This window comes from Neobacillus jeddahensis (assembly GCF_000612625.1).
Taxonomy (GTDB): Bacteria; Bacillota; Bacilli; order Bacillales; family Cytobacillaceae; genus Neobacillus; species Neobacillus jeddahensis.
Window position 1 is genome coordinate 17,931 of record NZ_CCAS010000020.1, and the last position, 13,565, is coordinate 31,495.

General features: G+C 38.6%; 11 protein-coding genes. 3 read left to right on the plus strand and 8 right to left on the minus strand.

Going from position 1 to position 13,565, the window contains the following annotated elements:
* Nucleotides 1-18: 18 nt before the first annotated feature.
* The 4 genes from TY15_RS11100 to TY15_RS11115 form a co-directional block, all read right to left on the minus strand.
* Complete coding sequence (locus tag TY15_RS11100) at nucleotides 19-813, minus strand: ABC transporter ATP-binding protein (RefSeq protein ID WP_198138240.1); 795 nt, start codon at nucleotides 811-813, stop codon at nucleotides 19-21.
* On the minus strand, nucleotides 810-1,631 hold the full coding sequence (locus TY15_RS11105; protein WP_198138242.1) for an ABC transporter permease: 822 nt from the start codon (nucleotides 1,629-1,631) through the stop codon (nucleotides 810-812). The genes TY15_RS11100 and TY15_RS11105 overlap by 4 nt, the downstream gene beginning before the upstream one ends.
* A 28-nt stretch (nucleotides 1,632-1,659) precedes the next feature.
* Complete coding sequence (locus tag TY15_RS11110; RefSeq protein ID WP_040204095.1) at nucleotides 1,660-3,135, minus strand: sulfatase family protein; 1,476 nt, start codon at nucleotides 3,133-3,135, stop codon at nucleotides 1,660-1,662.
* A 118-nt stretch (nucleotides 3,136-3,253) separates the two neighbouring features.
* On the minus strand, nucleotides 3,254-4,765 hold the full coding sequence (locus TY15_RS11115; protein ID WP_040204097.1) for a sulfatase family protein: 1,512 nt from the start codon (nucleotides 4,763-4,765) through the stop codon (nucleotides 3,254-3,256).
* A gap of 127 nt (nucleotides 4,766-4,892) precedes the next feature.
* On the opposite strand from TY15_RS11115, the gene TY15_RS11120 reads away from it, so the two are divergent.
* On the plus strand, nucleotides 4,893-5,753 hold the full coding sequence (locus TY15_RS11120) for an AraC family transcriptional regulator (protein WP_042374439.1): 861 nt from the start codon (nucleotides 4,893-4,895) through the stop codon (nucleotides 5,751-5,753).
* Between the two features lie 53 nt (nucleotides 5,754-5,806).
* Here the strand turns inward: TY15_RS11120 and TY15_RS11125 are convergent, their stop codons facing one another.
* From TY15_RS11125 to TY15_RS11145, 4 genes are all read right to left on the minus strand, one after another.
* Nucleotides 5,807-7,078: an anaerobic sulfatase maturase gene (locus tag TY15_RS11125; RefSeq protein WP_042374441.1), complete on the minus strand. Its 1,272-nt coding sequence runs from the start codon at nucleotides 7,076-7,078 to the stop codon at nucleotides 5,807-5,809.
* A gap of 261 nt (nucleotides 7,079-7,339) precedes the next feature.
* Complete coding sequence (locus TY15_RS11130; RefSeq protein WP_040204098.1) at nucleotides 7,340-8,188, minus strand: polysaccharide deacetylase family protein; 849 nt, start codon at nucleotides 8,186-8,188, stop codon at nucleotides 7,340-7,342.
* 419 nt (nucleotides 8,189-8,607) lie between these two features.
* A complete protein-coding gene (gene pgaC / locus TY15_RS11140) occupies nucleotides 8,608-9,843 on the minus strand; it encodes a poly-beta-1,6-N-acetyl-D-glucosamine synthase (protein WP_040204101.1) in 1,236 nt (411 codons plus the stop codon).
* A gap of 433 nt (nucleotides 9,844-10,276) precedes the next feature.
* Nucleotides 10,277-10,861: a TetR/AcrR family transcriptional regulator gene (locus TY15_RS11145; protein ID WP_040204102.1), complete on the minus strand. Its 585-nt coding sequence runs from the start codon at nucleotides 10,859-10,861 to the stop codon at nucleotides 10,277-10,279.
* Between the two features lie 185 nt (nucleotides 10,862-11,046).
* Here TY15_RS11145 and TY15_RS11150 point away from each other — a divergent pair, with 185 nt between their 5' ends.
* Nucleotides 11,047-11,928 (plus strand): ABC transporter ATP-binding protein, encoded by an 882-nt coding sequence (locus TY15_RS11150; RefSeq protein WP_244440915.1) that lies wholly within the window; start codon nucleotides 11,047-11,049, stop codon nucleotides 11,926-11,928.
* A 9-nt stretch (nucleotides 11,929-11,937) separates the two neighbouring features.
* Nucleotides 11,938-13,548 carry an ABC transporter permease gene (locus TY15_RS11155; protein WP_040204105.1) on the plus strand — a complete coding sequence of 537 codons (1,611 nt, stop codon included), beginning with the start codon at nucleotides 11,938-11,940 and terminating at the stop codon, nucleotides 13,546-13,548.
* Nucleotides 13,549-13,565: the final 17 nt, after the last annotated feature.

The following is a 13,565-nucleotide window of genomic DNA, read 5'->3' on the forward strand; positions in this document are numbered from 1 at the left end:
AAGTTTCCCCCTATTAATTTATTTTTTTACTGCTAAGTACTCCTGATACACCTTCGACCATATTTCGTTCTTGATTTCAACAAACCTTGGATCTAACTTTGTTTCTTGTGTTCGTGGATAAGAAATATCCACATCAATAACTTCCTTAATTCTGCCAGGACGGGCACTCATGATAACTACCCTTTGCCCTAACAGGACAGCTTCCTCCACATCATGGGTGATAAAGAAACATGTTTTCTTCTTGTTATCCCAAATATTGAGAAGCTCCTCCTGAAGCTGGGCACGTGTTTGAGCATCAAGGGCACCGAAAGGCTCATCCATTAACAGCACTTCCGGCTCTGCCGCAAAGGCACGGGCAATCGCTACCCTCTGTTTCATGCCTCCGGATAACTCCTTAGGATAGGAATGAGCAAACTCCTTTAAGCCTACTAATTCCAGATACTCCATAGCATGTTTCCTGCGTGTGACGGCATCAACGCCTTTTAACTTTAAGCCGAATTCAACATTTTTAAGAACTGTCTTCCATGGAAAAAGTGCGTACTGCTGAAACACCACTCCACGACCTTCTCCAGGTCCTTCAATTTCCTTATCATCGGCTAAGACAGATCCAGACGTTTTTTTCTCTAATCCGGCAATGATATTTAACAACGTACTTTTTCCACAGCCACTTGGCCCTACGATACAAACAAATTCATTTTGTTTAATCTCGAGATCTACATTATTAAGGGCAATGACATCACCATTTCTCCCCTGGAATACCTTCGAAAGCCCATTTACCTTAATCTTTGTGTCACTTTTTCCTGTTGTCATCATTTGCTCACCTCTTGCCAGCCAGCTAATTTTTTCTCGAGCCATAAAACACCTTTATCCATGACAAATCCAATTAATCCAATTAAAATAATTCCCAAGATAACGAGATCCATCCGGAAATAAAGACCAGCTTCCATAATCATATTTCCCAGTCCCTTAGAAGCCCCTGTAAGTTCCGCTGCCACTAATGTTGTCCATGCCGATGCTAATCCTAAGCGGACCCCAACAAGAATGTAGGGAAAAGACGCAGGAACCACGACTTCTAAAAAGATATCTTTATCTGTAGCCCCTAGTACCCTGGCTGCTTTAATAAGGGTAGGGTCTACATTTCGAACGCCTTGATAGATGGATACAACCATCACCAAAAATGTTGCGACAAAAATAACGGCGATTTTTGCACTTTCTCCCACTCCCAATGCCACAATGACGAGCGGAATTAACGCGATCGGTGGAATGGTTCGAAAGAATTGAATCCATGGTTCAAACAAAGAGCGGAAAATATCGTACCATCCCATTAAAAAAGCAAATGGAATCGCTACCAAAAGCCCTAGAAAAAACCCACCTAAAACACGGTAAATACTCGCGACGATATCCGTTACCAAATTCTGATTCGATAGCTCTGTGACAAAGGTTTTGGCAATTGTGACCGGATTGGTTAAGATAGCATTAACTGAAGGAATCGTTGATAAAAGCGCCCATATAAGGATTCCAACCACTAAAGATAAAAATACCATGACTCTATGATCGACACGTTTCCAAAACGGCTTTTGTTTTTCTTTTTGTACCTGGATGACTGATTCCGTATTTACTTCACCCTGCATTGTTTTGTTCCCCCCTCGTTTGTTTACGTTACTTGACTGTACCTGCATTTCCATACGCAGATGATACATCATTATAAGGATTATATTTGTTTAGTAGTTGATCCGCGGCTTCCTCCCAGCCTGCCTTTCGCAAATGATTCACCCACTGATCAAGCGTGACATATTTCCAAGGTCCCGTTTCAACCACCTTTTGTAAAGGGTCCACCATATTCCGTGGATATCCTAGATGCTCTTGCTCCCACAAGGCTAATCGATGATTCATTTCCTTCACAATTTCCGGATGGTCGAAAGCCACATTTTTCATTTGATGCGGATCAAGTTCCATATCGTATAAGGTGACATCATCAAAGCGATAGAGACCTGGATGATAGGTGCGGATAAAATACCACTTTTCATCCCGAACGGCCCGCTGGCAGGTATATAAAGCATGATCCATAACCAGATACTCGTGTCCTGCTTGCTTTTCTCCTTTTAAAACTGGAAAATAGGAGATTCCGTCCCATCCTGAGGGGAGCGAAAGACCTGCGAGTTCCGTAATGGTTGCGATCACATCCACATTGTAGAGAAACCCATCATAAATTGTACCGGGAGAGGTTACACCTGGAACCCTTACAATAAGCGGGAGATGATGAACAGATTCAGTAGCACTGGCATGCTCTCCATAAATCCCTTGCTCCCCCATGGATTCCCCATGGTCCGCACTGATCACAAAACAAACATCGTCTTCAATTCCGAGCTCGCTTAATGTGCGTAAAAGCTTCCCAATTTGTTCATCCATAAAGGAGATGGCCCCATCATAGCCGTCAATTAAGTGCTTATAATCATCCCGATTACTGATCTTGACTGGCATGGTTGCTGGGAAGGAGTCAATTGTATGTAGAAACGCTGCTGAACGAGGAAAACTGTCCGCTTGATGCTCTTGAATGATTTCCTCGCTAGGAAATTCCTTTGCTGGTGAATGACTCCACTTTTCAATGTATTCTGTTGGACAAGTATAGAGAGTGTGAGGATCCCAAAGTTGGATATGCAGGAAATAATTGTCCTCATTGCCATGCTGCTCCAGCCAGGGGATGACCTTTGAAATCACTTCATCCGCATTCTCGTTACCTTCTTTTAACGTATGAGTATGAACCTCGCTCCAACCTGCAAAATACCACCAAGCATGATGCCTGTCACCAAAGGAAGAAAAGGTGACCGTTTTATAATCAGCTTCCCGTAAATATCGTGTGAAAAATGGATACTTCTTTGAATGTCCATCTCCTTCTGGATAATAGAAGTCATATCCTGGTCCCCAATGAGTTAAGGCTCCGTGATTTACTCCAAATCGACCTGACATAAAGCTCGCTCGCGACGGGACACAAGGGGATGATGCGGCATAACAACGTTGAAAGCGCATACCTTTTTCTGCAATAGAATCTAAATACGGTGTCGTATTTCGCTCGTACCCATAGCAGCTCATGTGATCCGGACGTAGTGAATCAATATCTAGATAAATAATCTTCAATTTCTAATTCCTCCTGCCTGATAAACTTAATTTCATTTTGAAATTATTTATTTCCATGGTATCACCATGAGCTATCTACTTTCAACAAAAAATAATAATATTCTTAATTTTTTGATTATTAAGCAAAGCTTTGTCTTTGCGGATAAATGTTTTCCAATTCTCCATATACTTCGGTTAGTTTAATAAACATCTTGAGTTTAATAGCTTCATAATCTTTATGATTAAATAAATTGGTAAATTCATTTGGGTCATTCTCAAGATCATATAATTCCCCTTCAGCTCTGCCAAGATAATAATTTAGCTTATATCGGTCCATAACAAGTGTTTTTACATAAAAGGTCGGTTCAGCGCGATTTTCAACCAAACACCAGTCACGCAAGCAACGATCAGGAGATTTAAAGGTTTCAAATTGGCTTATTCCCTGCATATGCCCCTGCTTGTCAACTCCGCAAATATCTAAGAGAGTGGGAGCTACATCTACTAGACTAAGTAATGATTGTGTTCGTTTTCCTGCAGGTATGGTACCTGTCCATTGAGCAATAAAAGGAACTCTCACAACATCTTCATAATGAATCGGTCCCTTTAACCAAAGACCATGGTTTCCGGCATAATCTCCGTGATCAGAAGTAAACACAATAAGCGTATTTTCTTTTATTCCCAGCTGTTCTACTTGATCCAAAATTCTTCCAACATGATGGTCGATCAAACTAATCATGCCGTAATAAGAAGCAAGCCATTTTTTTGCACGTTCTTCCCCAATACTATAGGTCGTTTTACCCAAGCATTGAATTCCTCCCGTATCATGCCCAGGGTCTGATGTGACATTTACATCTAAGTCTTTCAGTCTTCCTTCAATCAAGTATTGATGGATAAGGGGTTTATCCTTCATTTCCCCTTCAAGCATGTTAAAGGGCGGCATATCGTTAGGTGCATACATACTATTCCATGGCTCCGGGCATAAGAAAGCATTATGCGGGTCCTGAAAACTACACCATGCAAAAAATGGTTCTTGATTAGCGTTCTTTTCGATAAATTCCATCGTTCGGTCTGCCGTCCATCGTGTGTAATGATATTCTTCCGGCAAATTCCACGAGCCTTCCCTGTGTCCCCCGCCAGGTCCAAAATAATCTTTCGGATTAATTCCCTTCTCTTCCAGCCAAACTCCATAATGCATGCCATGGGAGGAGTCCTCATCTGAATGTCCATGGACCATCTCGACGTGTTCAAACCCATAATAAGGTCCATTGAAGTTCTTCCAAAATTCCCGGTTATGAATATGCGGAGGCGCTTCAAAACTTCCCTCCTTTAGGACTGGTTTAAAATGTGCTTTTCCAAATAATCCTGTTTTATAGCCTTCATCCTTCAGGGATTGACCAATCGTATGACGGTCCTCATTCAATTCAACACCAATATTCCAGCAGCCATGCCGGGATGGATATTCACCCGTAATAATGGATGACCGACTTGGTGAACACACAGGACTAGCTACATAAGTTCGTTCAAACGTAACTCCGTTCTCAACCAATCGATCTAAATTAGGAGTACTAATATGGGAGTTTCCCAAAGCGTTAATGGTATTCCAATGTTGCTGATCTGTTGTAATAAAAACGATATTTGGCTTTTTGTTCACAATATTAAAACTCCCTTATTAAAATTTTTTTGATTAATATGAATATATCCGCAATTACGAGGTTATTTAATGTTATAATGTTAAAAGTTTACTTGTTATTTTGTTAGATTAAGAAGGAGGTTGGAAAATGCAGGAGTTTACTCACGAATATGCCTACCATTGGTTTCATACCCCCACTCCAATTGAAAAGGCTGGTGGATTGTGGCCAATTCGGGCAGGAAGAAATCTAGCCAAGCCCCACTACAAAATAGGACCGCGAATGATTCCCTACTTTAGTATCCATTTCGTTTTAGAGGGAGAAGGCCTATTTATGTTTGAGCAGAATAACATTTCCATCACCCCTGGTGATTTCTTTTGCTTATTCCCCAATCAAACCCATACATATAAAACCTTGGAGGAAAAACCATTGCAAATGGTTTGGCTTGCCTTTGAAGGAAAACAATCAAAGTCCATTCTTCAAAACATGGGAGTGACACCTTTCGCTCCTGTAGCTTCAAAGGTCATTGATGAAGAAGTGAGAAAAATGCTTGTGGAATTTATCTCCCTTACCAGTGAGGTCACAGAACTCAACCGTTTAAGCAAAATATATGAACTATTCTCTAAGCTTATTAAAAACTCGAAGGTAAGCCATCAACCAGAACAGAATGATGGAAGCTGGTTAAGAAAAAGCATTGAGTTTATGGAAACGCATTACGGAGAAGGAATTACAGTGGAAGATGTTGCGAAGTATGTCGGAATGCACAGATCCTATTTAACGAGTCAATTTTCCAGCCAACTCGGATATAGCCCAAAGAAGTTTATAATTGCTTGTAAAATGAAGCAAGCTGCAAAAATGATAGAAGAAAAGCGATTTAATATTACAGAAATCGCATTTACATTAGGCTACTCTGACCTCTATTCCTTTTCAAAAGCGTTTAAAAATCACTTCGGGGTCTCACCAAAACATTATATTAATAAAAGTCCAACTTCAATTTTGCTTAATATGTGAAAGGGCCAGGATTTATCATAATCGTGGCCCTCTTCATTGGTTTACAAGTAATGCTATGTCACTTCAACAAATTTCTTCTCGATTTCATTTAGAAGTGGTTCACAGCATTTCTTATATTTTTTCCCACTTCCACATACACAAAGATCATTCCGCCCTGGTAAGGGATTACCTGCCACTTTTAATTGAATGATTCTTTGTCTTTTTATAGTAGAAGCTAGTTTCATCATTCTTTCATGTGAATAACGATAGACCTGTTTGTAACTCTTACAAAAATATTCCATCTCTATCCCATTATTTTCGCCTGTTCGATTTCTTGGGCATCCTCCATGACATAAATGGAGAAATTCACAGGACTTACATGGATCTGAGAGAGAAGGCTTTTTCATTAAGAACAGTTCCATTCGTTCATTGTTAATAATACTTTCTAACGAATCCTCCACTAAATTTCCTAATTTATATTCATCATTAATATAAAAGTCACACGGATAGGCATCCCCATTTTGTTCAAAGACAATGGTTTTCGGACAGTTTTTTTGATGAATGCATTCCTCAGCTGATTGATGGAGATAAACAGCCAGCATATTGTCAAAAAATCGAATAGAGAGTTCAGGTTGTTCCTCGTTATACCATATATCAAACACTTCACATAAAAAATCTCCATATTGCTGTGGTGTAATCAGATATTTTCCAGGCTGACCTGGTTTCTGTGATTGAAAATCCATACATGGAATAAATTGAATATAGCTGAAGCCCTCTGCTTTATAAAATTCCATTAATTCTTTCGCTCTATCAATATTATTCTCGTGTAAAACAGTTAATATATTTAAATCTACATGAGCATCTCTTAAACATTGAATTCCCTTCATAATAGACGTAAAGCTGCCTTTACCAGATCCAGTCACTCTTCTAGCATCATTTATTTCCTCGGGTCCGTCTAAGCTAATGCCTACTAGGAATTTATATCTCTTAAAAAATTGGGCCCATTCTTTATTGATTAATGTACCGTTCGTTTGAATTACGTTGCTGATGATTGTATTTTTGGGGGCATATCTTGCTTGCAATTGAACAGCTTTGTTAAAAAAGTCGATCCCCGCCAATAACGGTTCCCCGCCCTGCCATGCGAAGGGAACAAACCCTTTTTTGATTACCATATATTCACGAATGAATTTTTCAAGGACCTGATCTCCTATTTGGGCTATTTTGTCTGGTTTTCCATTACATCTGCTGTAATAGCAATAATCACATGCTAGATTACATGCTTCAGAGACTGTTTTCCACATAACACCAGATAACATATGGCTTACTCCATCCCCACCCATTTCCATATTTCTCCCTCCCTTAAGATGTTCATTAAATGGTAGGAGAAAAACAAAAAAATGTATATGATGTTAATCACTAATAGTCCCATTCATTACGAATTTTAGTATCGGTAGTTTCTACATTATCAAACAATTGTATTTGCCTGCTGCAGCAAATTGCACTCTTTAGTGAACATATTCCTGATTGGAAAGTTATACTTTCCTATGGCCAAGAAAAAACCACTTTGAATGGTTAAATTCAAAGTGGTTTTTTCATTAGAATGTGAATTAAGCAATCCATCCAGTAACGATTTCCTCAAAAACCTCATCATTTACAAGGATCCGGTTCATCCAATATCTATCGTTATCAGCGGTTATCGACCTAGGTGCAAGAATGTACGCACTTTTAAATCCACATCGCTGAATCACAGCTGCTAAATCCTCTCTTCCATTCCCATATGGGTAAGCAAAATCAGCTACGGTCACTCCTAAATGGCCCTCAATCGTTTTTTTACTAAGCAGAAGATCTTTCTCAAATGCTTGGAGATTTGTTTTCTTAAAAAAGATTGGTTCATCTCCGACAAGTTTATGCATATCGAAAGTATGTGATCCCACCGTTACTAATTCACTATCAACCATCTCTTGAAGTTGATCCCAAGAAGAAAGCTTTAAATTGTCAAAATCCTTTCCAACATGTCCTGCAATAACAAAGATAGTAAAAGGTATATTGTATTCTTTCAATATCGGAAATGCCTGTTGATACACAGAAATATCAATATCATCAAAAGAAACCCAAACACATTTTTCTGGAAATATCCCATTAACCTGAGCTTGTCTGATTTCAGTAGGGGTTAGAAATACAGCTCCCTTTTTCTTTAACATTTTTATTTGGTTCCTAAAATCATCCTCATACACATTATACATGGTTAATTCATCAGTACCTGTTAAGAATTCAATTGTTTTATTAAAAAGATTGTCCTTGCGGATACGATGGTAGGTTAAACCGAGACATCCATCTGTATTTAGTTTTTCTGGAAAACTCATCGCTAATTCCGAAGAATCCGTAGGATCATGGAAATAGTGCCGACATCCAATTACAATTAAAACTAGAGAAACACCATAAATAAAATTCTTCAAAACCCCCACCTATTTTCTTATATCTTTTATTGGGTTTTTTTCAAAAACTACTAGCCTAGATTGGTGTAATAAATGAAAGTCTTCTTCAGTCATAAGTTCAAGGCTCAATAAGTCTTCGATTGTCGTATCATGCGGCTGTGATCTTCTATTTAATGAGCCAAACCTTTTTAGATTGTAATTTTTCCAACTCCATAGTCCAACAAAGAAAAATAACCACAACCAGAAAATCACTAACATAAAAGAACGAATGTCACTGTTGGTCATCTTAAAAGCAGTCTTGATTAGACTTATATAGGGATCCGTATAATCAAATAGGGCACTAATAAAAAAAAGAACGACCATGATGCAATAAAACCAGACAAAAATAGAAAAAATTGAGATGATTATTTCCCTTAACCAATTGATCTTTGTGCGAACAATTATTCCATTTTCCGATTCCCTCTGTCTGGACTTGACCACGTAGCATAACCACCCTTTACTCTGGATTTAATCGCTTTTGGCAAAGCAAAGATGACAATAAACGCATTAAGAATCCAGTATATGACGGGGTACCAGGCTGCCCATAAATAGTACATTTTAATATTGTCATACATGGAGTCTACTTTTAGCGAAATCCAGAGTTGGATAAGACTCATAAACACAAGGGCAAAAGATGAAAAAGTTACCCATATAAAAAGCTGTTGAATCGTAGAAGCAGAAACTAAATAATAGAATGTTATCAATACCCATGAAAAAGACCAAATCAAACTAATCCATTGTTCCAGATAGACAGGCCAAATTCTTCTTTGCCTCCAGTCCCCTAAAATTCGCCAATACTTGATCATAACTTCTTGTCCACCCTGGGCCCAACGAATTCTTTGTTTCCAAATCCCTCTTATTGTTTCAGGAACCAGCATCCAGCACAATGCCCGTGGCTCATAGCGAATATCCCAAAAACGTTGCTGTAATTTCCAAGAAACGGATATGTCTTCTGTAATCATATCGCGGTCCCATAACCCAACATCGACGAGTGCCTTTTTTCGAAATGCAACAACAACGCCCGAAACGGTCATAATTTTGCCCACAATTCTTTGTGTTCTTTTGATAGCACCTATAATGGATGCATATTCAACAATCTGTAAACGACTTATTAATGTATCCCGATTCCGTATTCTTGGGTTTCCCGTCACTGCTCCTAACCTTTCTCCCTTATGAAGAAAGTGGTAGATAAGGTAATGGGCTGCATGGGTATCTAAAATGGCATCAGAATCCACACAGACCAGAAATTCGGCATTGGATGCATGACAGGCAATGTGTAAGGCATTCGCCTTTCCCCGGTTTTCTTTACAATCAATAAATGTAAGTTCTTTGTACAGCGTCACCAGTTTCCGAAGAATTTCCGAGGTATTATCACTACTCCCATCATTCACAACGATGATTTCTTTTTTCGGATAAGAAATATTGGCCAAATACTTAATCGTTTCTCCAATCGTTTCTTCCTCATTGAAGCATGGAACTAAAATGCTTATTAATGGCCAGTCAATTTGATCAAAATCAATGTCCCATTCCTTTTCACGATATTTAAAGAATAAACTAGAACCAGTTATCCAAAACAACGACATAACTAATGGATACCAAAATACAAATTCCGATAGATAACCAATAATAAATTCCACTATTTTCTCCTGTCCATAGTAATTGCTTTTTCCGGATAATATCAGAATAACTAGCGTTAGATTGTACTTAAGTCAAAAAGCTTGTTACGTTATTTTTCCGGTTAACTACTACTTCTATTCTTTATCAGGATTATTAGTTTAAGGTATCCAAAGGGAGCTGAGAAAATCAAATTCGAGGCATCCTTTGGATACCTCGAATTTTTGTCGTTATAGTACTTTAAGCTATTAAGCTCTAAACCCTCCTTTACTACATGAAAATAAAAAGACATTTGGTTATAGTTATTCTATAAACCCAATGTCTTCTATTCTTTGCTCAATTAAACTTCTGTGGTCGTACTACAAGCAAAAAAATCGTGCAGTTCTTTTCAACTTTAAAATCGTGTATCCGCTAGTTCAAAAAGGCTTCATGTTGAACTTATTTTTGTTGTTTCATTTAACGCAAACCATTCAAAAACATTTGCGTGATTTGATCGCCATATTTTATCAGATTATCACTATTATATGCCTGACTCTTCATTCCCTCCGTGTAAATATGCATCAACGTTAGTAAAACCTCATCAGAATAGGCGGGGTTAATTTTCCCCTCTTTACGACCTTTTCGAAACATTCTTAAAATTAATCGATCACTCATTTCTTGAGCGTCCTTATCAAAAAAAGTCTCATCACTTGCATATTGCTGCATCACATTATGAAAAAACATCGATGTCATACTCTGAATTTTTCTCATTTTATATTGCGAAAGTTCTATATAGGTTTGCTCAAATGGTAACTCACTTTCAATCAAACGTTCATATTCATCTATGATAGAGGCAAATGAATTTTGAATCGTGGTATTTATTAATTTATCTTTTGAATTGTAATAATTAAATAATGTAACTTTACTAACCCCAGCACTTTTGGCAATCTCGTCCATGGTTATATTGGAAATGTCCTTTTCATTCAGCAATTCAAGTGTGGCATCTTCAATATTTTTCATTTTCTTCTCACGTCTTAGGTCAAAGCCACTTTTTTTTGTCATCTTATCACCACTTTTTTTTCCTCTTTTCCATTACTTTCTACATATATATAGTATTTTATTTTTTGAACCAATTCAAATATTCTGGTTAAAAATAATTTGATTTCCAAAAAACAAAGGCGTATATTATGAACTATAAAAGTGCTTTTAGTAAAAAAATGATTCTCATAGAATAGGAGATGAGACGAATGATTATCGCCGAAATAAAGGGGCTACAAAAAAATTATAAATCTACCCCTGCCTTAAAGAATGTAACGATGGAATTAAACAGTGGTGAAGTGCTAGGTTTTATCGGACCAAATGGGGCAGGAAAATCAACGACCATCCGAATCCTGCTTGGCATTATCAAATCTAGCGGAGGAACAGCTAAGATCTTTGGGAAGGATGTCTGGAAAGATTCTATTGAAATCCATAAGCAGCTAGCCTATGTTCCGGGCGATGTAAATCTTTGGCCCAATTTAACAGGTGGTGAAATTATTGATCTATTTATGCGTCTGCAAGGAACCAAGAACAACGGGCGACGCGATGAATTAATTCAAAAATTCCAACTCGATCCAAAGAAAAAAGCACGCACTTATTCAAAGGGAAATCGTCAAAAAGTGGCTCTTATTGCTGCGCTTGCCAGTAACGCAGAACTTTATATTTTTGATGAACCAACGAGTGGTCTTGATCCTCTGATGGAAGCTGTATTTCAAGAGGAAGTGGAAAAATTAAAAGGTCAAGGGAAGTCGATCCTTCTCTCTAGCCACATATTAAGTGAGGTAGAACGCTTGTGTGACCGTGTAGCGATTATTCGTCAAGGTGAAGTAATTGAAACTGGAACGCTAGAAGAATTAAGACATTTAACTCGTTATCAATACAGGATTACAACGAAAGAGAATCCAGTTGGATTAAAACAAGTGAGTGGTGTGCACGACTTAGTAATCAATGGCAACCAAGCCGTATTCCAAGCCGATAGTGATCGAATTGATGCGATTCTAGAAGCCATCGTGCCGTACCATGTAGTAAAGCTAGCGAGTGTTCCACCGACTCTTGAAGCCTTATTTATGCGCCATTACACGGGGAAGTAGGTGAGAAGGATGAAAAATCGATTTAATCAAACTGGGATGATTTTCCTTCATACATTACGTAGAGATTGGTTAAAGCTTCTTATTTGGACTGTGGCCTTAAGTCTTTTCGCAGGCGGCTTTGCCAAGTCACTGTATGAAATGTACGGAAAAGATCCTGCTGGTTTAGTAACTATGTATGAAACCATGAAGAATCCAGCGATGATTGCCATGCTCGGACCAACCTTAGCTACTGCCAAAACGTACTCGATTGGGGCTATGTACGCACAGGAAATGATCTTGTTTACGGCACTCGTTTTTGCCATTGTATCGATCATGCATGTCATCAGTCGGACAAGAAAAGAAGAGGATGATGGAATAACCGAGCTCATCCGTTCCTTTCAAGTTGGTCGGTTGGCTAACACAACTGCAATCGTGCTGGAAATGTTCCTCTTACATGTAGTGATCATTGCCTTTTCGACCATCTTGCTACAGGTTCAAAATATACCTGGACTTTCTTTTTCTAGTAATTTATTATACTCCGCTTCACTGGGGGCACAAGGCTTCTTATGGGCTATGATTGCCCTCATATTCGTCCAATTAGCTGCTGGAGCAGGTGGTGCAAGAGGACTTAGCTTCTTGACAATTGGCTTTTTTTACATTCTTCGAATGGGAACCGATATGAGCGCACCGGATGCTTCTTGGTTCAACCCACTCGGATGGAGCTATCTTGTCAATGTTTACGTTAGTGATGACTGGTTTCCAATCGTTATTGCCTTTGTTGTCAGTATTGTTTTCCTAGTAATTTCCTATATGTTGGAGCAGGCTCGAGATATGGGAGCTGGATATCTGCCAGAACGGTCTGGACGTGATCATGCAAAAGAACGTCTGTTAAGCCTTCCTGGGCTAGTATTACGACTGCAAAAAACATTTATAATTAGCTGGCTCTTCTCCCTCTTTATTGCAGGGGCTATGTATGGATCCATTTTCGGGGATATGGATGATTTTGTTAGCGATAACGAGATCATGAAACAAATGTTCCTCCATAATGCCAATTACACCATACAAGAACAATTTATGAGCGTTCTCTTCGTCATTTTATCGTTATTAACAACTATTTTTATTATAGGAAGTCTCATGAAGCTCATGAATGAAGAAAAGAAAGGTCGTTGGGATCAGCTTTATGCCACTAAAATAAGTCGGGCAAAATTCTACTGGTACCATGTAATTATGACTTTCCTCTTAGGAGTGATCGGGCAATTTGCAGCCATATTAGGGCTCTATCTAGCTCAACGAAGTGTCATGGACACACCATTAAGTTTATGGGAAGTTAGTAAGTCTGGGATCATTTGGTTGCCTGCTATTTTCTTCTTTATCGGTATTTTAGCTGTACTAATTGGTTGGCTGCCTCGTTTTACGGTGGTCATTTGGGGATACCTCATCTTTGCTTTCTTTATTAGTTATTTTGGTCAAATGATGGATATTCCAGAATTCGTAACGAAACTAGATGTCTTTAGCTATATTCCAAAAGTTCCGGTTGAAGAATGGAAATGGGGAGCCATTATCCTGATCAAATTGATCGCTCTCTTACTGATCGTTATAGGCTTCATCGGTTACAAAAAACGGGACTTAGTAAGTGAATAATAAATAGAGCCGCCATG

Coding starts and splice junctions, on each gene's coding strand:
- TY15_RS11145 (WP_040204102.1), bottom strand. CDS start 10,861: ATGACAAAAAAAAGTGGCTTTGACCTAAGACGTGAGAAGAAAATGAAA.
- TY15_RS11105 (WP_198138242.1), bottom strand. CDS start 1,631: ATGCAGGGTGAAGTAAATACGGAATCAGTCATCCAGGTACAAAAAGAA.
- TY15_RS11120 (WP_042374439.1), top strand. CDS start 4,893: ATGCAGGAGTTTACTCACGAATATGCCTACCATTGGTTTCATACCCCC.
- TY15_RS11155 (WP_040204105.1), top strand. CDS start 11,938: ATGAAAAATCGATTTAATCAAACTGGGATGATTTTCCTTCATACATTA.
- TY15_RS11100 (WP_198138240.1), bottom strand. CDS start 813: ATGATGACAACAGGAAAAAGTGACACAAAGATTAAGGTAAATGGGCTT.
- TY15_RS11125 (WP_042374441.1), bottom strand. CDS start 7,078: ATGGAAATGGGTGGGGATGGAGTAAGCCATATGTTATCTGGTGTTATG.
- TY15_RS11150 (WP_244440915.1), top strand. CDS start 11,047: ATGATTATCGCCGAAATAAAGGGGCTACAAAAAAATTATAAATCTACC.